This is a genomic window from Pseudoroseicyclus sp. CXY001 (assembly GCF_041714655.1).
In the GTDB taxonomy this organism is placed as follows: Bacteria; Pseudomonadota; Alphaproteobacteria; order Rhodobacterales; family Rhodobacteraceae; genus Pseudoroseicyclus_A.
The window spans coordinates 1,755,057-1,776,527 of record NZ_CP168219.1; the positions used below are offsets into that span (position 1 = coordinate 1,755,057).

At 69.7% G+C, this 21,471-nt stretch carries 19 protein-coding genes; 13 read left to right on the top strand and 6 right to left on the bottom strand.

Going from position 1 to position 21,471, the window contains the following annotated elements:
• Nucleotides 1–5: 5 nt before the first annotated feature.
• Nucleotides 6–542, bottom strand: a complete 537-nt coding sequence (locus tag ACAZ03_RS08510) for a component of SufBCD complex (RefSeq protein ID WP_373352700.1) — start codon at nt 540–542, stop codon at nt 6–8.
• Nucleotides 543–683: 141 nt separating this feature from the next.
• On the opposite strand from ACAZ03_RS08510, the gene hemB reads away from it, so the two are divergent.
• Nucleotides 684–1,679, top strand: coding sequence for a porphobilinogen synthase (hemB, locus tag ACAZ03_RS08515; protein ID WP_373352702.1), 996 nt, complete (start codon nt 684–686; stop codon nt 1,677–1,679).
• A 63-nt stretch (nt 1,680–1,742) separates the two neighbouring features.
• On the opposite strand, the gene lipA is transcribed toward hemB, so the two are convergent.
• From lipA to ACAZ03_RS08535, 4 genes are all read right to left on the bottom strand, one after another.
• A complete protein-coding gene (lipA, locus tag ACAZ03_RS08520; RefSeq protein WP_373352704.1) occupies nt 1,743–2,693 on the bottom strand; it encodes a lipoyl synthase in 951 nt (316 codons plus the stop codon).
• Nucleotides 2,694–2,848: 155 nt separating this feature from the next.
• Nucleotides 2,849–3,778, bottom strand: coding sequence for a cation diffusion facilitator family transporter (locus ACAZ03_RS08525; RefSeq protein WP_373352706.1), 930 nt, complete (start codon nt 3,776–3,778; stop codon nt 2,849–2,851).
• Between the two features lie 18 nt (nt 3,779–3,796).
• Nucleotides 3,797–4,234, bottom strand: coding sequence for a type II 3-dehydroquinate dehydratase (locus tag ACAZ03_RS08530; protein WP_373352708.1), 438 nt, complete (start codon nt 4,232–4,234; stop codon nt 3,797–3,799).
• 130 nt (nt 4,235–4,364) lie between these two features.
• A complete protein-coding gene (locus tag ACAZ03_RS08535; RefSeq protein WP_373352710.1) occupies nt 4,365–5,171 on the bottom strand; it encodes an ATP-binding protein in 807 nt (268 codons plus the stop codon).
• Between the two features lie 131 nt (nt 5,172–5,302).
• On the opposite strand from ACAZ03_RS08535, the gene ACAZ03_RS08540 reads away from it, so the two are divergent.
• The 10 genes from ACAZ03_RS08540 to ACAZ03_RS08585 all read left to right on the top strand — a co-directional run bounded on the left by ACAZ03_RS08540 (nt 5,303) and on the right by ACAZ03_RS08585 (nt 16,079).
• Complete coding sequence (locus ACAZ03_RS08540) at nt 5,303–5,725, top strand: response regulator (RefSeq protein WP_373352712.1); 423 nt, start codon at nt 5,303–5,305, stop codon at nt 5,723–5,725.
• Nucleotides 5,726–5,731: 6 nt separating this feature from the next.
• A complete protein-coding gene (locus ACAZ03_RS08545; protein WP_373352714.1) occupies nt 5,732–6,550 on the top strand; it encodes a response regulator in 819 nt (272 codons plus the stop codon).
• The gene (locus ACAZ03_RS08550) at nt 6,547–7,776 is read left to right on the top strand and encodes an ATP-binding protein (protein WP_373352716.1); all 1,230 of its coding nucleotides are present in this window, start codon (nt 6,547–6,549) and stop codon (nt 7,774–7,776) included. The genes ACAZ03_RS08545 and ACAZ03_RS08550 overlap by 4 nt, the downstream gene beginning before the upstream one ends.
• Nucleotides 7,777–7,984: 208 nt before the next feature.
• Nucleotides 7,985–10,606: a PAS domain S-box protein gene (locus ACAZ03_RS08555; RefSeq protein ID WP_373352718.1), complete on the top strand. Its 2,622-nt coding sequence runs from the start codon at nt 7,985–7,987 to the stop codon at nt 10,604–10,606.
• Nucleotides 10,603–11,049: a response regulator gene (locus ACAZ03_RS08560; RefSeq protein ID WP_373352719.1), complete on the top strand. Its 447-nt coding sequence runs from the start codon at nt 10,603–10,605 to the stop codon at nt 11,047–11,049. Before ACAZ03_RS08555 ends, ACAZ03_RS08560 begins: the two co-directional genes overlap by 4 nt.
• Before the next feature lie 3 nt (nt 11,050–11,052).
• Entirely contained in the window at nt 11,053–11,880 is an 828-nt protein-coding gene (locus ACAZ03_RS08565; protein ID WP_373352721.1) for a response regulator, read from the top strand.
• On the top strand, nt 11,877–12,227 hold the full coding sequence (kaiB, locus tag ACAZ03_RS08570) for a circadian clock protein KaiB (protein WP_373352723.1): 351 nt from the start codon (nt 11,877–11,879) through the stop codon (nt 12,225–12,227). Before ACAZ03_RS08565 ends, kaiB begins: the two co-directional genes overlap by 4 nt.
• Nucleotides 12,224–13,747 carry a circadian clock protein KaiC gene (kaiC, locus tag ACAZ03_RS08575; protein ID WP_373352725.1) on the top strand — a complete coding sequence of 508 codons (1,524 nt, stop codon included), beginning with the start codon at nt 12,224–12,226 and terminating at the stop codon, nt 13,745–13,747. The genes kaiB and kaiC overlap by 4 nt, the downstream gene beginning before the upstream one ends.
• A 46-nt stretch (nt 13,748–13,793) precedes the next feature.
• The gene (locus tag ACAZ03_RS08580; RefSeq protein WP_373352726.1) at nt 13,794–15,593 is read left to right on the top strand and encodes a response regulator; all 1,800 of its coding nucleotides are present in this window, start codon (nt 13,794–13,796) and stop codon (nt 15,591–15,593) included.
• Between the two features lie 69 nt (nt 15,594–15,662).
• The gene (locus ACAZ03_RS08585) at nt 15,663–16,079 is read left to right on the top strand and encodes a hypothetical protein (protein WP_373352727.1); all 417 of its coding nucleotides are present in this window, start codon (nt 15,663–15,665) and stop codon (nt 16,077–16,079) included.
• 3 nt (nt 16,080–16,082) lie between these two features.
• On the opposite strand, the gene ACAZ03_RS08590 is transcribed toward ACAZ03_RS08585, so the two are convergent.
• Nucleotides 16,083–18,680 carry a chemotaxis protein CheB gene (locus ACAZ03_RS08590; protein WP_373352729.1) on the bottom strand — a complete coding sequence of 866 codons (2,598 nt, stop codon included), beginning with the start codon at nt 18,678–18,680 and terminating at the stop codon, nt 16,083–16,085.
• Nucleotides 18,681–18,758: 78 nt separating this feature from the next.
• Here ACAZ03_RS08590 and ACAZ03_RS08595 point away from each other — a divergent pair, with 78 nt between their 5' ends.
• The gene (locus ACAZ03_RS08595) at nt 18,759–19,130 is read left to right on the top strand and encodes a response regulator (protein WP_373352731.1); all 372 of its coding nucleotides are present in this window, start codon (nt 18,759–18,761) and stop codon (nt 19,128–19,130) included.
• Nucleotides 19,131–19,152: 22 nt separating this feature from the next.
• A complete protein-coding gene (locus ACAZ03_RS08600; protein ID WP_373352732.1) occupies nt 19,153–21,462 on the top strand; it encodes an ATP-binding protein in 2,310 nt (769 codons plus the stop codon).
• Nucleotides 21,463–21,471: the final 9 nt, after the last annotated feature.

Sequence of the window (21,471 nt, forward strand, 5' to 3'; positions counted from 1 at the left end):
GCCCGTCAGTAGAAGGGCACCACGACGAGCGTCTTGTACATGCCGTAAAGCGCGGTGACCACCAGGGAGCCCATGCCGATGAGCTGCACCTGGAAGCGCTGGCGGCGGAGGCGCTGGAAGATCGTCTCCGGCTCTGGCCGGCCCTCCTCGAAGTCGCGCTCGATGGCGGCGGCGGTGGAGATCGACAGGAGCGCCACCCCGGTCATCGGCAGGGCGATGAATTCCACCGCCTGCGCCATCTCCACCCCGTACCAGATCGCGAGGAGCAGGAGCGCGGTGTGGAGGAAGAAGACGAAGCCGAGCAGCCAGAGCCCCGAGACGCGGGCGAAATGCAGCATCCGGCCGGCGTGGATGGAGGTGAGCGTCAGGAACTCCTCTTCCGCCGCGCCGCCCTGCCGCCGCGCGCGCATCACCAGATCCCAGGGCACGCCCATGACGAAATGGCTGGCGGAGGACCAGGCCACGGCAAGCACGATCCAGTACCAGATGTTCGAGAACGACCGGAAGTCGATGACTTGGAAAAGGAGATCGGTAAAGGACACGGGGGCGCGGGAACTGACTGTCTGGAAGTTTGGCGCAACCTATAGGCCGGCCGCGGGAATGGCGAGACTTGAAGCGGCCTGCCGTTCCATGGCAGGCCGCACGGGCACGCCCTGCTCGCCCTGCTCCCCCCGAGGCCCCCCATGTTCACGCCCCCGCCCTTCCCCGCCGCCCGCCCCCGCCGGCTTCGCCGCACGCCTGCGCTCCGCGCGATGGTCTCGGAGGCCGTGCTGACCCCCGCCGATTTCATCTGGCCGGTGTTCCTGACCGAGGGCGAGGGGATGGAGACGCCCGTCGCCTCGATGCCCGGCGTGGCGCGGCTCTCGGTCGACCGGATCGCTGGCGCGGCGGCGGAGGCGGCGGCGCTCGGCATCCCCGCCATCTGCCTCTTCCCCTATACCTCCCTCACGGCGCGGACGGAGGATTGCGCCATGGCCTGGGACAGGGACAACCTCACCAACCGCGCCATCTGCGAGATCAAGGACAAGGTGCCCGAGATCGCGGTGATGACCGACATCGCGCTCGACCCCTACAATGCCGACGGCCATGACGGGCTCGTGCGCGGCGGCGAGATCGTCAATGACGAGACCGTCGAGGCGCTGGTGAAGATGGCGCTGGCCCAGGCGGAGGCCGGGGCCGACATCCTCGGCCCCTCCGACATGATGGACGGCCGGATCGGCGCGATCAGGCAGGCGCTGGAGGCGGAGGGGCACACCCACGTCACCATCCTCTCCTACGCCGCCAAGTTCGCGAGCGCCTTCTACGGGCCGTTCCGCGATGCGGTCGGCGCCTCGGCGGCGCTCAAGGGCGACAAGAAGACCTATCAGATGGACCCAGCCAATGGCGACGAGGCGCTGCGCATGGTGGCGCGCGATCTTGCCGAGGGGGCCGACATGGTGATGGTGAAGCCGGGGATGCCCTATCTCGACGTGGCGCGGCGGGTGAAGGAGGCCTTCGGCGTGCCGACCTTCGCCTATCAGGTCTCCGGCGAATACGCGATGCTGCAGGCCGCGGCGCAGAACGGCTGGCTCGACGGCGAGCGGGTGATGATGGAGAGCCTGATGGCCTTCAAGCGCGCCGGCTGCGACGGCGTTCTCACCTATTTCGCGCCGGCCGCCGCGCGGCTTTTGAACGGGTGACGGGCGCACTCCCCGCAAGCCGTCGCATGGTGGGTTGAAAACCCACCCTACGAAGAGGGGCCTTCAGGCGATCCCGAGCTTCGCGAGCCGGTTGGCGCGCAGCCGGGCGAAATCGTCGCCGGCGTGATAGCTCGAGCGGGTCAGCGGCGTGGCCGAGACCATGAGGAAGCCCTTGCCGTAGGCCGTGCGCTCATAGCTCGCGAACTCCTCCGGCGTCACGAATTCATGCACCGCATGGTGCTTCGGCGTGGGCTGGAGGTACTGGCCAACGGTCAGAAAATCGACGCCGGCGGTGCGCATGTCGTCCATCACCTGCAGCACTTCGGCGCGGCTCTCGCCGAGGCCGACCATCAGGCCGGACTTGGTGAACATCGCCGGGTCGAGCTCCTTCACCCGCTGCAGGAGCCTGAGCGAATGGAAGTAGCGCGCCCCGGGCCGCACGCTCGAATAGAGCCCCGGCACGGTTTCGAGATTGTGGTTGAAGACATCGGGCTTCGCCGCGACCACGACCTCCAGCGCCTCGGGCCCGCATTTGAGGAAGTCGGGCGTCAGCACCTCGATCGTCGTGTGGGGCGCATGGCGGCGGATGGCGCGGATCGTCATGGCGATATGCTCGGCGCCGCCATCCTCCAGGTCGTCGCGGTCGACGGAGGTGATGACGACGTGGTTCAGCCCGAGCTTCTTCACCGCATCGGCGACGCGGCCGGGCTCGAAGACGTCGAGCGCATCCGGCCGGCCGGTGGCGATGTTGCAGAAGGTGCAGCCGCGCGTGCAGATGTCGCCCATGATCATCATCGTGGCGTGGCCCTGTGACCAGCACTCGCCGACATTCGGGCAGCCCGCCTCTTCGCAAACGGTCGAAAGCCGGTGCTCGCGCATGATCTCGCGGGTCTGGCGGTAGCCCTCGGAGGTCGGCGCCTTCACGCGGATCCAGTCCGGCTTCTTCGGCTGCGGCTGGTCGGGGCGATGCGCCTTTTCGGGATGGCGCTGGCCGGGGATCTTCAGGTCACGCACGTGCGGGTCCTCCTCCATGAGGCCGATCTAACCACCCGGGGGCGGAATGTCCAAGGCGCCGAAGCTGCATGGCCGCCTTGCGCGGGGCGGGAATCTTGCAGGACATTGCGGGGTTTGCCTGGCCCCCCGCCTGACCACTGCCTTGCCCCGGGGGGTCAGACGCGCAGCTCGACGGTTACATGGCCGATGCCGAATTCCTCCGCCATCACCCGCTTGATGCCGTCCCGCACCGCCTCTGGCGCGGCGCCGGGGGCGAGGTCGGCCTCCAGCGTCGCCATCAGGCGTTCCTCGCTGATGCACCAGGCGTGGAGGTGATCGACGCCGGCGAGCCCCGGCACGGCATCCGCCAGCCGGGCGCGGGCGCGGGCCGGATCGAAGCCGCTCGGCGTGCCCTCGAGAAGGATATGCCCCGCCTCCGACAGCACCCGCCAGGCCGAGCGCAGGATCAGCACTGAGACGAGCACCGAGAGGATCGGGTCGATCGGCGTCCAGCCCGTCGTCATGATGATCAGCGCCGCAGCGATTGCGCCGACGGAGCCGAGGAGATCGCCCATCACATGCAGCGCCGCGGCGCGGGTGTTCAGCCCGCCCTCCGCCCCGTGGAGGATGCGGAAGGCGATGATGTTGACGATGAGCCCGGCCACGGCGACCCAGAGCATGAGCCCGCCGAGGATCGGCGCGGGGTCGAGGAAGCGCTGGATCGCCTCGATGGAGATCCAGAGCGCGATGACGAAGAGCGCGAGCCCGTTGACGAAGGCGGCAAGGACGGAGACCCGGTCGAAGCCGTAGCTCCGCCGCGCATCCGCCGGGCGCCGCGCGAGGCGAACGGCGAAAAAGGCGAGGAGCAGCGACGCGAGGTCCGTCGCCATGTGCCCGGCATCGGCGAGCAGCGCCAGCGAGCCAGAGACGAGGCCGCCCACGACCTCCGCCACCATGAAGAACCCGGTCAGCCCGGCGGCGATCCCGAGCGCCCGGGCGCCGCCGCCGTGGTGGTGGGCGTGGCTGTGGCCAGGGCCGTGGTGATGCCCGTGGTCGTGGCTGTGCCCGTGGTCGTGCCCGTCGTGGTCGTGCCCATGGTCCGGCATCTCGAGTCCTTCCCCGGCTCAGGCCAGCAGCAATGCGAGCTGGCGCAGCGCGAGCTGGTAGCCATGCGTGCCGCAGCCGGCGATCACCCCGTCGGCCCTGGACGACACGAAGGAATGGTGCCGGAAGGTCTCGCGCCGGTGGATGTTGGAGATATGCACCTCGATCACCTTGCCCTCGAAGAGGTTTAGCGCATCGAGCACCGCGACGGAGGTATGCGAATAGGCGGCGGGGTTGATGACCATGCCGCGGGCCGCCCCGCGGGCCGCCTGGATGCGCTCGACGAGCGCGCCCTCGCCGTTCTCCTGCGCGAAGCTGCCGATTTCGAGCCCGAGCTCAGGGGCCAGCGCGCGGCAGGCGGCCTCGACATCGGCGAGCGTCTGGTGCCCGTAGATCTCCGGCTGGCGCTGGCCGAGCAGGTTGAGATTGGGGCCGTTGAGGATGTGGATGACCGGCATGTCGGGGCTCGCCTTGGTGGTTCGCCCCACCCTTACAGGCCCGGGGCGCGCGGCGAAAGCGGCCGGCGCCAGGCTCGCGCGCCCGCGTGTCCGCGGCGTATCGCCGCCGGCCGGCCCTGTCCCCCTGGCCTCAGGGCCCGGCCAGCGCGGCGAGGCTGTCCGGCAGGGTCTTCATCGTGGCGGTGAAGCGGCAGCCCTTCTCGCGCTCCGGCAGGCTTTCGAGCTCCAACGAGCCGCCATAGGCCTCGCAGATATGCCGGGCGATGGGCAGGCCCATGCCGCTGCCTTCCACCTCGTCGCGGGGCCGCAGCGTCGACATGAAGGCGAAGGCGCGCTCGCGGTCGGCCTCGGCAATGCCCGGGCCGTCATCGCTGACGGTGACCGTGACGCCGCTGCCCTCGGGGGCGATCTCGATGGCGATGCGCCCCGCGCCGGTGTCGTGGTGGCGCACGGCGTTGGAGATCAGCGCCGAGAGCAGCCGGTCGAGATCGGCCGGCCCGAGCACGGGCCGCGGCCCCGGCGCGATGGTCACGGCGATCTCGAACTCCTGCGGCACGCTCAGCCGGCGGAGCACGTCGGCGACGGCGGAGGCGAGGTCGATGGCAAGCGGCTCCTGCATCCGGCCGATGCGGCTGTGGGTCAGTAGGTCGGCGATGAAATTGTGCATCCGCCCCGCCTGCCGGCGCATGAGTTCCAGATAGCGGCCCACCTGCCCCGGCAGCGAGATGCCGGCGGCGGAGAGATCCTCCTCCACCCAGCCGGGCAGGTCGTGAAGCGCCCGCGCCGGGGCGCGCAGATCGTGGCTGATGCGGTAGACGATCGCCTCGAGCTCGGCCGAGCGCGCCAGGCTTTCGGCGGTGGCGGGGCGCGGCGCATCGGGCCCCTGCGACTCCGGGGCGGCCGCATCCGCTGCGGCGCCCTTCTCCAGAACGTTCATCTTAGGCTCCTTCGGCCTGATCGGTTTGTCCCAATCTGCCGGCCGAATCTTCACACTTGGCTAACGCCCGCATGAAAGACTGTGGCGGAATTGGGGCAGAGGGCCTCTTTTCAAGCGCAAGGAGGTGCCGGGTGCCGGCGGCGACGATATTGATCGTGGATGACGACCCCGTTTGCGTGATGGCCGTCGAGCGCACGTTGAAGCGCATGGCCCTGCCGAACCCGGTCGTCAGCGCCCGCAGCGCGCCCGAGGCGCTCGACATGCTGGCCGGCACCAACGGGCGCGAGCGCCTGCGGCGGCCGGTGCTGATCCTCCTCGACATCTCCATGGTGCCGATGAGCGGCATCGACATGCTGGACGAGCTGCGCGCCGATCCCGATCTGCATTCCACGGTCGTCTTCATGCTGTCGAGCTCCGACGCGCCGAAGGATGTCGAGGCCGCCCATGCCCGCAACGTCGCGGGCTATCTGATGAAGGGCGCCTCGCCGGAGGAATTCCGCCAGACGATGGAGCTGATCGAGCGCTATCTCGATCAGGTCCCCCTGCCAGGCTGAGCCCCGATGCCGCGGCCCGCCAACCTCCGCCTCCTCGCCCCCGGCCCGGCCGGCGCGCGGCAGGTCCCGCTCTTTCCCCCCGGCAGAAGGATCGCCGCCATGGATCACGCCTCGCTTCTGGCCGCCCCGCCGCTCGCCCCCCGGCCCGAGGAGGCGCCGCCCCTGCGGCTCGTCTCCACCCGCCCGGCCATGCCGCTGCGCCTGCGCGTTCTGGTGCTGGAGGACAGCGAGGTGGACCAGATCCGCATCGCCCGGCTCCTCGGCCACACCAATGGCGTGGTCGAGACCGAGTTCACCCGCTCGCTCACCGAATTCGAGGAGGCGCTGGACGACGGCCGCGTCGACATCGCCATCCTCGATTATTCCCTGCCCGACGGCACGGCGCTCGATGCGCTGCACAAGCTCAGGCAGCACCCGGGCCAGGCGGCGGCCCGGCCCATCGTCGTCGCCGGCGAGGGCCGGACGGAGATGGCCGTGGCCGCGATGAAGGCGGGCTCCTGCGATTTCATCGAGAAAGGCGCGCTGACGGAAGAGATCCTCCGCCGCGCCATCGCCTCCGCCCTCGCCGGGGCGATCCGGCATCCGAACGGCGAGGCCGAGGCGGTGGAAGCCGTGCTGGCGGCGGTCGACGAGCTTTGCCTCGCGCAGCTCCGCCCCGCCACCCGCGCCATGGTTCGCCAGGTCGACGAGGTGCGCCGCCACCGCGGCGCGGGACCGGAGGCGGAGCAGGCGCTGCAGGAGCTCGGCGCCCTCTGCCACACGCTCATGGCCTTCGTCGGGGCCCTGTCGGGCGAGGTCCAGGCCCGCGCGGCCCGGGTCTCGTGACCGCGGCCGCGGCCCCCGCCGCCCTTCACCGTGCGCCAGGGGGCGCGGCTGCGGAGGCGCCTTCCGCCGCCCCCGGGCCGGGCGATCTGGCGGGGCTGCGGCTGCTCGTCATCGACCCGGACGAGGGCGACCGGCAGCGCCTGTGCAAGCAGCTCACCGTCTGCGGTCTCGGCCAGAGCGTCGCCGCCGCCCCGACCGTCGCGGCGGCCGCCGGGGTCGCGGCCGATTGCGACCTCGCCTTCGTCGACTACCGCGCCGAGGGCAAGCTCGGCCAGGCGGCGATGGTGGCGCTGACGCGGCAATATCCGCGGCTCGGCATCATCATGACCTCGGCGCTGACGAGCGACCACCTCGCCGGGCTCGCGATCCGGCTCGGCGCGCTCACCTATCTGCCGAAGAGCGAGATGTCGCCCCGGGCGCTCCGCCGCGCGCTGGAGATGGCGGCCACCATGATCGAGATGCGCGCGCGGCTCCTGCGCAAGCAGCAGGAGATGGAGCTCTTCGCTCATGCGCTCGCCCATGACCTGAAATCGCCCGCCAAGCTCGCCAGCTTCCTCGCGCATTCGATCGCCGGCGATCTGGCCGCCGGGCATACGGAGGATCTGGCGGCCGATGCCGCGGCGCTCGGCAGCCTCGGCGACAGGATGGTCTCGCTGATCGACACGCTGGCGCTGCATCTGTCGCTCGACCGGCCGGTGCCGGTGGCGCCCGTGCCGCTCGACGAGGCGCTCGACTGGGCGCTTGCCAACCTGACGCTCGACATAGGCACGGCCGGCGCGCGGATCCTGCGGCCGGAGGCGCTGCCGGTGGTCTCGGGCGATCTCCCGCAGATCGGCCAGCTCTTTCAGAACCTGCTGTCGAACGCCCTGCGCTATGCCGGCCCCAATGTGCCGCGCATCACCATCTCGGCCGAGCCGCAGGCGGAGGGCTGGTGGCAGGTGGCGGTGAGCGACCGCGGCCTCGGCATCGCCGGGAAGGATTGCGCGCGGATCTTCAACTCCTTCACCCGGCTGCACAGCCCCGATCAGGTGCAGGGCACCGGGCTCGGACTGTCGATCTGCAAGAAGATCGTCGAGCAGCGGGGCGGGCGGATCTGGTGCGAAAGCGCGCTCGGCGAGGGCGCGACCTTCCGCTTCACGCTGCCGGCCGCCGGGGCGCAGTCGTCACCCGCGAGCGCGCCCGCCAGCCCGGCCGCCAGCCGCCCGGGACCGCGCGATGCTGCCTGACATGGCCGCCCGCGCGCCCTGCCCCGCTCTGCCCCGCCTCACCCCCGCCCCTGGCCACGACGCCGCTTCCGGACCCGCCACCACCGGCCCTGGCCGGAGTGGCATGCGGCGCGCATTCCACCGGCGGTTGACCTTACGGCGACCACGCATAAGGTGGTTTCCGTAAGGACAGTTTGTTTGTCCGGTACCGGGGTGTTCGCCCATGGGCATGCGTTTGCGCCTGATGGCGCCGATGGTTGGTCTTGTCGTTCTCACGGCCCTCGCCATCGGGGCTCTCGTCTTCTTCTCTGCCAGGGCCGCGGTGATGCCGCAGGCGCTGGCGCGCTACGGGGCGCATTCCGTGCAGCTCGCCGAGATGCTGCAGACCGAAGCCACCCAGGCGCGCGAGAATCTGCAGGCGCTCTCCGCTTCCGGCATCGCGCGCGGCATCCTGCGCGCCTCGGAGGGCGGGGGGACCGACCCCGAGACCGGATTGACCCTTGGCGAGTGGCAGGCGCAGCTCGCGGAGAATTTCGTCGCCGAACTCGCCGCAGACCCCTCGATCCTGCAGCTCCGCCTCATCGGCGCGGACGGGATGGAGGAGGTGCGCGTCGACCGCGAGGCCTTCGGCGCCCCGCCCCGGATCATCCCTCCGGAGGGGCTGCAGGACAAGAACGCCTACCCTTACGTCTTCGAGACGCTGGAGCTCGCGCCGGGGGAGATCTACGTCTCCGATCTCAATCTCAACCGCGAATTCGGCGAGGTGCAGGAGCCGCATGTGCCGGTCCTGCGCCTCGCGATGCCGCTTGCGGCGCCGGAGGCGCCTCCGGGCGAGACCTACGGGCTCCTCGTGCTCAACCTCGACATGCAGGCGCCGCTGGAGCGGGTGCGGTCGAGCCGCGCGACCGGCCTCGTCTATCTGGTGAACGCCGATGGCGATTTCCTCCTCCATACCGATCCGTCACGCGAGTTCGGCTTCGACCTCGGCACGCCCTCCCGCGTCTCGGCCGAGATGCCGCAGGTTGCCGCGGCCCTTGCCGAAGAGCCGACCGGCGTCGCCCGCCTGCATCTGCTGAACGGCACGCCGATCGGCACCGGCTGGGCCTCGGTGGCGCTGGCGGGCGGGCCGGTGGTCACGATCATCCGCCTCGCGCCGGAATCGGAGCTTCTTTCCGGCTTCGCCATCGGCCGGGCGGCCTTGCTCGGCGGGCTCGCCGTCGCGGCGCTGGCGGCGCTTTTGGCGATGCTGGTGGCGCGGTCGCTGACGCAGCCCATCGAGCAGATGACGGCGGCCGTCGGCGACGGGGCCCGCCCCCGCCCCGGCGACCTGCCCACCTCTGCCCGGGGGGAGATCGGCACGCTGGCCCGCGCCTTCGCCGATCACATCGACCGCGAGCGCTGGTACGAAGAGATCATCGAGGGCGCCAGCGATGCGATCTTCACCCTGTCGCCTGCCGGCCGCGTCACCCGATGGAACCCCGCCGCCGCGGCGCTCTTCGGTGCCGACGCGGGGCGGATGCTCGGGCGGAAGGTGGACGAGTTCCTGGACGCCGCGGCCCGCGCGGAGCTGGTGGCAGGGCTCGGCCAGGCGATGAAGGGCGCGCGGGTGACGCTGGAGCTCGACGGCTGGCACAACCTCGACGGTGAGCCGCTGGCGCTCTCGGTCACCTGCTCGCCGGTGCGCGGCGCCGCCGGTCAGGTGACCGGCGCCTCGCTCATCGCCCGCGACATCTCGGCGCTCCGCGCGGCGCAGGAGACGCTTCGCGTCCTCGTCGAGGCCTCGCCGATCGGCAAGATCCTCGTCCGCCCCAATGGCACGATCGACATGATCAATGCCGAGATCGAGCGGCAGTTCGGCTGGAAGCGCGAGGGTCTCGTCGGCCGCCAGATCGAGACACTCGTGCCGAATGCCGCACGGGCCTCGCACCCGGCGCTCCGAGCGGAGTACCTCGCCGCGCCGGTGCCCCGCCGGATGGGCAAGGGCCGCGACCTGACGGCCCGGCGGCGCGATGGAACGACCTTCCCGGTCGAGGTGGCGCTCACGCCCGTGGCGACGCCGGACGGGCCGCGCATCCTCGTCGCCTCCATCGACATTTCCGACCGCAAGGCCGCGATGGATGCGCTGCGCGCCCGTGAGGAGGAGCTTCGCCGCTCCAATGCCGATCTGGAGCAATTCGCCTATGTCGCCAGCCACGACCTGCAGGAGCCCCTGCGGATGGTGGCGAGCTTCACCGAGCTTCTCGCGCAGCGCTACGGGGATCAGCTCGATGAAAAGGCGCAGAAATACATCGGCTTCGCCGTCGAAGGCGCGCGGCGGATGCAGCAGCAGATCAACGACCTGCTGGTCTATTCCCGCGTCGGCAGCCGAAAGGAGCCGCCGGTGGCGAGTGATTCCGGCGCCGCGCTGCGCCGCGTCCTCGCCGAGCTCGATGCGCGCATCCGCGAGACGGGCGCCGAGGTCGAGCTGACGGGCGACCTGCCCATGGTCTGCGCCAATCCCGGCAACCTGATCCGGCTCTTCCAGAACCTCGTGGCCAATGCGCTGAAATTCACCGGCGAGGCGCCGCCGCGCATCCGAATCGCCGCCGAGGAAAGCCCCGAGGGCTGGCATTTCACGGTGGCCGACAACGGCATCGGCTTCGACCCCGCCGAGGCGCAGCGCATCTTCGACATGTTCCAGCGCCTCAATGCCCGCGGCAAATACGAGGGCACGGGGCTCGGGCTCGCCATCTGCAAGCGCATCGTCGAGCAATACGGCGGCCGCATCTGGGCCGATGCCGCCCCGGGCCGCGGCGCCACCTTCCACTTCACCCTGCCGGCCGCCGTCGCCGGAACGGAGATCGCCTCATGAGCCTCGATCCGATCCGCGTCCTCATGGTGGAGGACAATCCGGCCGATGCCGAACTCGCCCGCGAGGTGCTGGAAACGGAGCGCCTGCATCTGGAACTGACCATCGCCGTCGATGGCCAGGAGGCGCTGGAGATCCTCTCGGCGGCGTCGCGCACCGGCGGCCCCCTGCCCGACCTCATCTTCCTCGATCTCAACGTGCCGCGCGTCCATGGCAAGGAAGTGCTGGCCGAGATCAAGCGCGACGGGCGGCTGAAGCTGATCCCCGTGGTGATCCTCACCTCGTCTTCCGCCGAGCAGGACATCGTCGAGACCTACGAGCTCGGCGCCAATTGCTATGTCACCAAGCCGGTCGACCTCATGACCTTCCAGAAGATCATCCAGACGATGGAGCGCTTCTGGTTCACCGTCGTGAAGCTGCCGCCGGTCTCGGGCGGGGTGCACTGAGCCATGGCCGGGGTGACGCGGCGGGTCCTCCTCGTGGAGGACAGCGAGGGCGATGCCGAGCTGGTGTCGGAGTATCTCGCCGGCGCGCAGCGCGATACCTACGAGATCACCCATGCCGGCTCCATGGAAGAGGCGGTGAGCTGCCTCGCCACCATGGCGCCCGATGCGATCCTGTGCGACCTGCGCCTGCCCGATTCCGTCGGGGCCGACAGCGTGCGCCGGCTCCATGGCGTCACCGATCTGACGCCGATCATCGTGCTGACCGGCATCGACGACGAGCAACTGGCGCTCGATTGCATCGACGCCGGCGCGCAGGATTACCTCACCAAGGCCGATGTGCAGACGCGCAATCTGGAGCGCGCCATCGGCTATGCGATCTCGCGCCACCGCGAGGCGGAACTGCGCGAGCTGCGCCAGACGGTCGAGCGCTATCGGACGCTGGGATCGCAATCCTCGCGCACCCTCGTCACCTCCGTCGTCGCCGGCATGGGACCGGTGAAGGACCGCCGCCCCGACCGGTTCGAGGATCAGGTGCTGCTCTACCGCAGCCTCCTGCGCGACTATTTCCTGCGTCAGCTCGAAAAGCGCCCGAAGCCCCGCGCCGCCATGGAGCGGCTGGTGAACGCCATGGGCGATCTCGGCGCCGGCCCGCGCGACATGGTCGATCTGCATCTCGCCGCGCTCGACAACCCGATGATCGAGGTGAGCAACGAATCCGGCCGGTCCCTCATCATCGAGGGGCGGCTCATGGCGCTCGAGATGATGGGGCTGCTCGTCGATTACTACCGCACCGGGCTCCGCCGGGGCGAGGAGGGGGGAGACGAGACATGAACTATCGCCTGAGGCTCTACGTGACGGGCCGGACCCAGCCATCGCAGCGGGCCATCCACAACCTCAAGGCGCTCTGCGAGAGCGAGCTCGCCGGGCGCTACACGATCGAGGTCATCGACGTGCTCGAATATCCGCGCCTCGCGGAGAACGAAAAGATCCTCGCGACGCCGACGCTGGTGCGCCAGCTGCCGGAGCCGGTGCGCAAGATCATCGGCGACCTCAGCGACCACGAAAAGGTCCTCCTCGGGCTCGACCTCGTGCCGGACGAGCACAACCGGGCGCGCGGGCTCGGCAGATATCGGGAGGAGGAGCCGAAGGACGATGTTGACGGGAGTGAGAGTGAATGAGCGAGATGCGTGAATTGCCGCGGCTCGAGACCGGGATCCCCGGCTTCGACCAGATCGCCAATGGTGGCCTGCCCGCCGAGCGCTCTACGCTGGTGGCCGGCACCGCAGGCAGCGGCAAGACCGTGCTGGCGTTGCAGTTCCTGGTGACGGGCGTCGAGGATTATGCCCAGAACGGCGTCTTCGTCACCTTCGAGGAAGCGCCGGACGACCTGATGCGCAACGTGCAGAGCTTCGGCTGGGACCTTGCCGGCATGGTGCGCGACGGCCGCGTCGCCGTGGTCGATGCCACGCCCGAGCCGGGGGAGGCGGTGATCTCCGCCGGGGCCTACGACCTCTCGGCGCTGATGGCGCGGATCGAGAACGCGGTGCGCCGCGTGGGGGCGCGGCGGGTCATCCTCGATGCCGTCGGCGGGCTCTTTCCGCAATTCTCCGACCCCAACACCATCCGCCGCGAGCTGCACCGCATCCTCGCGGGCCTGCGCAAGCTCGACGTGACCACCATCGTCACCATCGAGCGCACCAACGAGGAAGGCGGCATCGGCCGCTTCGGGGTGGAGGAATTCGTCACCGACAACGTCATGGTCGTGCGCAACCGGCTGGAGCAGGAGAAGCGGCGGCGGACCATCGAGATCCTCAAGTTCCGCGGCGCGACGCATCAGAAGGGCGAATATCCCTTCACCATCGACAGCGAGGACGGCGTGACTATCATCCCGCTTTCGGCGCAGGAGCTGACGCAGAGCTCCTCGGCCGTGCGCGTCTCGTCCGGCGTGGCCGAGCTCGACAAGATGTGCGGCGGCGGCATGTTCCGCGATTCCATCATCCTCGCCTCCGGCGCCACGGGGACGGGCAAGACGCTGATGGTGACCGAATTCGTCAAGGCCGCCATCCAGGAGGGCGAGAAGGTTCTGCTCATCGGCGCCGAGGAGAGCCGCGAGCAGCTCACCCGCAATGCCGAGGCCTGGGGCGTCGACTTTCTCAAGGCCGAGGAGGAAGGCACGCTGAAGATCATCTCGCGCTATCCCGAGGTGATGGGGCTCGAGGATCACCTCCTCCAGATCAAGCGCGACATCCGCGATTTCGGGCCGAAGCGCATCGCCATCGATTCCATGTCGGCCTTCGAGCGGGTGTCGACGCAGAAGAGCTTCCGCGAATTCGTCATCGGGCTCACCAGCCATATCAAGCATCTGGAGATCACCGGCCTTTTCACCAACACCACCTCGATGCTGGTGGGCGGCGAGTCGATCACCGAGACGCATATCTCGACGATCACCGACACGATCATCCTTCTGCGCTACGTCGAGCTCCTCGGCGAGATGCGGCGCGGGCTGACCGTGCTCAAGATGCGCGGCACCTGGCACGAGAAGGAGATCCGCGAATATGTCATCGACGGCAACGGCATGAGCATCCGCTCGCCCTTCCGCGGCGTGCACGGCATCCTCTCCGGCTCTCCGACCTATGCGCTCGACCTCGAGGCGGCGCAGCTCGGCAGCATGTTCGAGGCGGACCATTCCGGGAGTTGAGGCCACATATGCCGTCGAGGGCCCGCGGGCCGAGACGGCCTGCCACGTGCTCCTGGTGGAGGACAACGAGGGCGACGCCTTCCTGGCCCGCGACCGGCTGGCGCGCGCCCGCTCGCGGGCCTTCTCGGTCGCCTCGGTCACCAGCCTCGCCGAGGCGCGGGTGGCGCTGAGGGAGGCGCGGTTCGACGCCGTGGTGCTCGATCTCGGCCTGCCCGACAGCCGCGGCATCGAGAGCTTCCGCCGGCTCCGCCGCCGCGTGCCCTCGGTGCCGATCGTCATCCTCTCGGGCCAGAACGACGACGACGCGGCGCGGGCGGCGCTCCGCGAGGGGGCGGAGGATGTGCTGTCGAAATCCGGCGAGGGGCTCGAAAGCCTGCCCCGGGCGATCCTCTATGCCATGGAGCGCTTTCAGGCGCGGCAGGCGGATGCGCAGCTTCAACAGCTCATTTCCGACAATCCCGACGGAATGCTCGTCACCGATGCGGGCGGCGCCGTGCAATTCGTCAATGCCGCGGCGCTCGACCTCTTCGGCGTCGACCGCGAGACCTTCATGAGCCAGGAAATCGGCTTCTCCTTCGGCGATGACGCCATGTCGGAGGTGGAGATCCTGCGTGGCGGCGCGCGGCGGACGGCCGAGGTGCGGCTGGGCCATATCCACTGGCACGGGCAGCGCGCCGTCCTTGCGACGCTGCGCGACGTGACCGAGAGCCGGCACATGGCCGACCAGCTCCGTGAGGCGCAGAAGCTGGAGGCGGTGGGGCTGCTGGCCGGAGGGATCGCCCATGATTTCAACAACCTGCTTCTGGTCATCCTCGGCAATGCCGAATTCCTGCTCGACGAGCTGGCGCCCGGCGCGCCGGGCAGCGAGGAGGCGGAGCAGATCATCCGTGCTGCCGAGCAGGCGGCGATGCTCACCGGCCAGCTCCTCGCCTTCTCGCGCCGCGACGAGGCGGTGCCCGAGCTGTTCCGTCCATGCGAGGCGCTCCAGCGGCTCGGCGCCATGATCCGCCGCGTCCTGCCGCCCGACATCACGCTCGAGCTGCCGGCGGGCGCGGGCGAGGCGCTGATCGAGATCGCGCCGACGAGTTTCGATCAGGTGATCCTCAACCTCGTCTTCAACGCGCGTCACGCCATGCCGGGTGGCGGGCGGCTCACCATCTCGCTGGACGAGAGCGCGCCGCACGAGGTGCGGATCTCTGTCCGCGACACCGGCACGGGCATCCCGGCCGAGAACCTCACCCGCATCTTCGAGCCCTTCTTCACCACGCGCGCCGCCGGCACCGGCACGGGGCTCGGCCTGCCGACCTGCCGGCGCATCCTGCACGACGCGGGCGGCGAGATCCGTGCCGAGAGCCCGCCGGGCGGCGGCGCCTGCTTCACGCTCACCCTGCCCCGCAGTGCCCCGGCGCGTGCGGCCGGTGAAGGGGCGACGGCCGGCGAACCCGCGCCCGCGCCCGGCCCGCCGCCGCGCATCCTCTTGGCCGAGGACAATCCCGAAGCGCGGCAGACCATTGCCCGCTCGCTCGAACGCGCCGGCTACCATGTCGTCACCGCCGCCGACGGGCGCGAGGCGCAGGCGCTGATCGAGGCGTCCGGGGCCGAGGGGGCCGAGGGGTTCGACCTGGTGCTCAGCGATGCCGTCATGCCGCATATGAGCGGCGTGGCGCTGTCGCGCTGGCTGGCAGAGACGCGGCCTGCCCTGCCCTTCCTGCTGATCACCGGGCTTTCGACCGAGATCGGCGAGGGGCTCGGCGCGCCGCGCGAGGTGCTGCGCAAGCCCTTCGAGCGCGAGGCGCTGCTGGCAAGGCTGGCGGCGCTGCTGCCGGGCCCAACCTCCGGCCGTTAACCTCGCCTTAGCCCTGCCCGGGGATAGAAGGGGCCTGAGCTGCGAAAGACGGTCGGGGCATGGCACGCGATGAATGAGACGCTGCGGGGGCTGGTGTTCGATGACGAAGGGCCGGTGGCGGCGCTGCTCACCCGGCAGCTTGCCCGGGCCGGGGTCACGGCGCGCGCCGTGACCGGCACCGAGCGCTTCCTGCGGGCGCTTCTGGAGGAGCGGCCCGAGCTTGCCATCGTCGATCTGTCATCGCTGCGCACCAACGAGGCGCGGCTGGCCCCGGCGCTGGCCGCCACGGGCTTCGGCGGCGAGGTGATCCTGATCTCCGGCCTGTCCCGCGCGGCGCTCGAGGCGTCGCGGCTCTGGGCGGAGGCTCAGGGCATCCAGATCGCCGGCACGCTGCAAAAGCCGCATCGCGGCCGTGACCTGCAGGCGCTCGTCGAGCACTGGCTTGCCGGCCGGGCCTGCGGGCGCAGCCACAGCAAGGCGAGCTAGCCCCTAGCCCGCCGGGTCTTTCAGGCCCCGGATCACCAGCACCGCCCCGGGCGCGAGCTCCGGGTCGCCGCTATCGGTCGGGTGCGCCTCCACATCGTATTCGGCCGTCTTGTAGCTCGCCTTGCCGCTGCGGCTTTCGCCTGTCTCGAGCACCTCGGCGACGAGATCGGTGAGGTTGAGGCTGTCGAACCGCGGCTCCACCACCGAAAGCGGGCGGTCGATGTCATGCGCCTCCAGGAGGAATTGCGCGCCGATGAGCTCGCTGAAACGGCGGATGCGGATCGAGTGATCGACGAAGATCACCCCGACGCCGAGCAGCTTCAGCAGCGCCTCGGTGTTGCGGTTGAGCTCCGAGAGCATCTCGATCTTCCGCTCGTGCTCGGCCGAGACGGAGACGAGCTCCTCGTTCACCGCGTGCAATTCCTCGTTGGAGCTCTGCAGCTCCTCGTTGGAGGCCTGCAGCTCTTCGTTCGAGGCCTGCAGCTCTTCGTTGGACGCCTGCAGCTCCTCGCCGCTCGCCTCCAGCCGCTCGGTCACATGCTGCAGCGTCTCTTCGGTGAGGCGGAGGTCGCGCTCGAGCTCCTGGATGCGCCGGGTGAGGAGCGTCACGTCCTCGTTGCTGGAGGACGGCGGCTCCGCCTCGCTGCGGCTGCGGCGCTCTTCGGTGCGGGCCCCGGATTCCCGCTCCAGCGTCAGGGTCACGAGCATGAACCGGTGCTTGGTCGTCTGGTCGAGTGGCTCCAGCGTGACCGTGCAGGTCTGCTTCTCGCCGCCGCCGAGATCGATGTTGATCTTCCGGTCGTAGCTTTCGAGCTGCCCCTGGCGGAGCTTTTCCATGCCGACGTTGATCGTGAAATGCAGATCGGGATGGACTATGTCCTCCACCGTCCAGTCGGCGAGGTTGTTCATCGTGTCGATGAAGAGGCTCGCGGCGCCGAACCAGCTCAGCACATCGCCATCCGCGGTGATGATGATCGACGAGGGCGCATAGCGCTTCAGAAGCGCGTCGTAGCTGCGCACCAGCGTCTCGCGGTTGCGCAGCTCGGCGACGTCATGCGCCAGCGTCTGGGCCGGCGGGCGCGTGGAACGGGAGTCGTCGCGCGACCAGCCATCGTCGCGCGGGCGGTGGTTGATCTTCGTCGACAGAAGCGAACGGTCGACGATCTTGTGGTTCGACGACTTCTGGAAGAGCCGCCAGCGGCTGTTCACCACTTTGAATTCGGGGCCGAACCGCCCAAGGCTCTCGGACGGGCCGAGCAGCATGAAGCCGTCTTTCCTCAGCCCGAAGAGAAACATCGAGATGACCCGCGCCTGCGCCTCGTCATTGAGGTAGATGAGCAGGTTGCGGCACGAGATCATGTCGAGATGCATGAAGGGCGGATCGCTCAGCACGTCATGCACCGAGAAGATGATCTTCTGCCGCAGGATCGGGTCGACCATGTACTGGTTGCGGTGGGTGAGGAAGTATTTCTGGCGGATCCGCTCCGGCACGTTCGAGATCGACTCTTCCGAGTAGAGGCCGGCGGAGGCGATATCGATCGAGCGGCGGTGCACGTCGGTGGCGATGATGCGGAACTTCCGCTTCACGCCCGCCTCTTCCAGCGCCTCCGTCAGCTCGATCGCCATCGTATAGGCCTCTTCGCCCGAGGCGCAGCCGGGCACCCAGATGCGCAGGGGCTGCGATTCCTCCTCGGCATCGGCGAGCGTCGCGAAGGCCTCGCGGCGGACGGCCGTGATGGCGTCGACATCGCGGTAGAACCCCGTCACGCCGATCAGCAGATCGCCATAGAGCTCGTCGCGGGCACCGGAGTTGTTGGCCAGCAGGTCGTGGTATTCCTTGATGGAATTGAGCCCGCGCAGGTGCCGGCGGCGTTCGACGCGGCGCTGCACGTTCTCGGCCTTGTAGGCCGAGAAATCGATGTGAAAATTCTCCTCCAGGATCTTCAGGATGCCCTTGGCGGCATCCGGCCCCTCCGTCTCGCCGACCGGCATCTCCCGCCCGTGGTCGAGGATCTCGTTGATCGCGGCCGGCATCTGCCCCGCCTCGAGCACCCGGTCGACGGCGCCGGAGGTGAGAACCGAGCGCGGCATCGAGGCGAAGGACGCCTCCGACGGGCGCTGCACGATCACCGCGCCGCCCGCCTTGTGCAGCGCCTGGGCGCCCTTGGTGCCGTCGGCGCCGGAACCGGAGAGGACCACCGCCACCGTGCAGGCCGGCTTGCGATCCGTCAGCGACTGGAAGAGCACGTCGATCGGCAGGCGCGGCAGCGAATCCTCCGGCTCGTAGGTGCGCGTCTCGAAGTGCCGGCCCTTCAGTTCGACCATCTGGTTGGGGCGGTTGAGGTAGATCGTGTCGGGCTCCAGCAGCACCCCGTCGTCGATATGCAGGATCTTCAGCCGCGACTTGCGGCCGAGAAGCTCGTCCATCATCGACTTGTAGTCGGGCGAGAGGTGCTGGATCACGATGAACGCCCAGCCGGCATCCTCCGGGGCCGCCTCGAAGAAATCCTCCAGAGGTTCGAGCCCGCCGGCGGAGGCACCGATGGCCACGAGCGGGATCGTGGAGCCGTCGAGCTCCTCAGAGCCAATCGAACCCTCCATGACACGCCCCTTGTTAACAACTTGCCGTATGGGAAAGCGTATCACATACTTCGGGGTGCACAACGTGTGGAGTGACAAGTGGCGAGGATTCTGATCGCCGATGACGACGTCGATTATCTCGACGTTTTCTGCGACGGCATGCGCACCATGGGCCATGAGGTGACGCCCTTCACCTCCGGCGACCAGGTGGTCGAGGCCATGAAGACCCATGCCTATGACATTATCTTCCTCGATGTGCTGATGGCGCGCGGCGGGGCGATCTCGATCCTGCATGACGTGCGCATCGCCGACCCCGTCGTGCCCGTCGTCATCATCACCGGCCGGGCCGAAATGGCGAATTCGCCGGTCTTCCGCCACGGGCTGCGCCAGGCGCAGGCCAAGCTGCAGAAGACGACCACGCTCGGCGAGCTCGATGCGGTGGTCCGCAGCCTGACCGCGCCCCCCGGGTGAGCCGGCCGGGGGGGAGAGCCGCGTGAACCTGATTGCCGGCGAGCTCGGCCCGTTCGAAGCCTCCCCCGCTTATGACCTCACCCGTCTGGCCCGCATCGCCGCCTGGGGCGCGCTGGTGCTGGCGCTGGTGGCCGGGCTCGGCTGGGCTCTGGGGGCGGAGCGGCTCTTCCGGCTGCGGCTCGACTATCCAGCGATGGTGCCGCCGACGGCGCTCGCGGTGAGCCTCCTCGCCATCGGCCAGCTCATGACGCTCGCGGCGCCGGGGCCCGTCCAGAGGGGGGCGCTGCTGCCGATCCTCGGCGCCGGCGGCATCGCGCTCTGGGCCCTCGCCGGCAAACTGGCGCCGGAGGCGCAGCTCGGCGACGACCGGGTGGCGCTGGCGACCGCGGGCGGGATCTCCCTCATCACGGCGGCGCATCTGTCGCGCGGCGTGCCCGCCCTCAACGCGCGCCGCCTGCCGGAGATCATCGCCACGATAGGCCTCCTTCTCACCTGCGTCGGGCTCGACGGGTTTCTCTTCAATGCGCAAGACCTGAACGCCGTCATCCTCTTCAGCGGGCTCTCGGTGCCCACCGCCCTGTCGCTCTGCCTGCTCTTCCTCGCGCTCCTCCTGTCCAGCCAGGCGCCGACCTGGATGCTGCTGCTGCTCTCCACCGGCGCCGGCGGGCAGCTCGCGCGGCGCATCATGCCGGCAGCGGTCTTCGGCCCGGTGGCGCTCTGCTTCGTGGCGCTGATCGTGACCGAGCGGGGCTATATCAACGCCAACACCCGGCTCGCCGGGCTTTCCATCGCGCTCGTCGCCCTCGCCGGGCTGACGACGCTCCGGGCCGCGCGCGTCGCCGCCTCGGCCGAGCTCGAGCGGCTGACCCAGGACCAGCGGCTCCGCCAGGTGATCGACGCCATCCCCTCCGCCGTCTTCGTCTTCTCCGATGCGGCGCGGCTGGTGACCGTCAACGAGAGGGCCGAGGCGCTCCTGGGTGGCCGCCCCGCGCGGGCCTGGCTCGAAGAGGCGCCCTTTCATTCGCTGGAGGATCGCGAGCCGCTGACCGGTGCGGCCCATCCCTTTGCCCGGTTGATGCATGAGGACGGGCCGAGCGACCTTCACGCCGGCCGCATGACGCCGGACGGCGACGAACAGGCGCTGCATTTCACCGTCACCCGGCGGATCGACCCGTCGCGGCGGATGCGCCTGACGATCCTGACCATCACCGACGAGACCTCCGGCTGGGCGATGCGGGCGGCGATGGCGCGCAGCGACCGGCTGGATGCGATCGGGGCGCTGAGCGGCGGCATCGCCCATGAGGTGGCCAATATCCTCGGCGTCATCCAGCTCGCCGCCGATACCGGCGTGATGCAGCGCTCGATGGAGGGGCGGCTGAAGCAGCTCGAGGCGATCCGCCGGGCCTGCGCCCGCGGCGCCGGCTTCACCTCGCGTCTGCTCGCCATGACCCGCGACAATGCCGGCGGCGGCCCGAGCATCGACGTCGCGACGGTCCTGCACGACATCGTCTCCCTCGCCCGGCAGACCCTGCCGGCCGAGATCGCGCTCGAGGAGCGGATCTGCCCCGGCCCCTGCCCCGTCGCCTGCACCGCCTCGGAGCTGGAGACTGCGGCGCTCAACCTCATTCTCAACAGCCGCAACGCCATCACCGAAGCCGGGATGAGCGAGGGGCGGATCACGCTCGCGTTGGAGCGGCATGGCGATACGCTCCGCCTCAGCCTTCGCGACACCGGGCCCGGCATCGAGGCACGGGTGCTGCCACAGGTGAAGGAGCCCTTCTTCACCACCCGCCGCGAGACGGGCGGCACGGGGCTCGGCCTCGCGATGATCGACAGCTTCGCGCAGAAGATCGGCGGTGACTTCCGCCTCTCCTCCCCGCCGGGGGGCGGGGCTCTGGCGGAGCTCGACATGCCGCTCGCCGCCGGCGCGGCGGAGGACGAGCCGGACGAGCCCTCGGACGACCTTCTCGGCGTCTCGGTGCTGCTGGTCGAGGACGACCCGGAGTTCCGCGACACGCTGGCGGAATCGCTCATCTTCCTCGGCGCCCGCATCTATCGGGCGGAGGACGGGCCGGCCGCGCTGGAGCATCTGGACAACGGGGCAGAGATCGACCTCCTGATGACCGACATCACCCTGCCGAAAGGGCTGAACGGCTACGCGCTCGCAAGCGAGGTCACGCGCCGGCGCCCGGGGCTGCCGGTCATCTACCTCTCGGGCTATGCCGAGGGCCCTTCGGAGGCGGCCAAATCGGTGCCGGGGCTGCGGCTGCGCAAGCCCGTGCGCCTTCACGAATTGCCGAACGCCGTTCGCCTGGCGCTGCTCGGCCTTTGACAGGCGGGG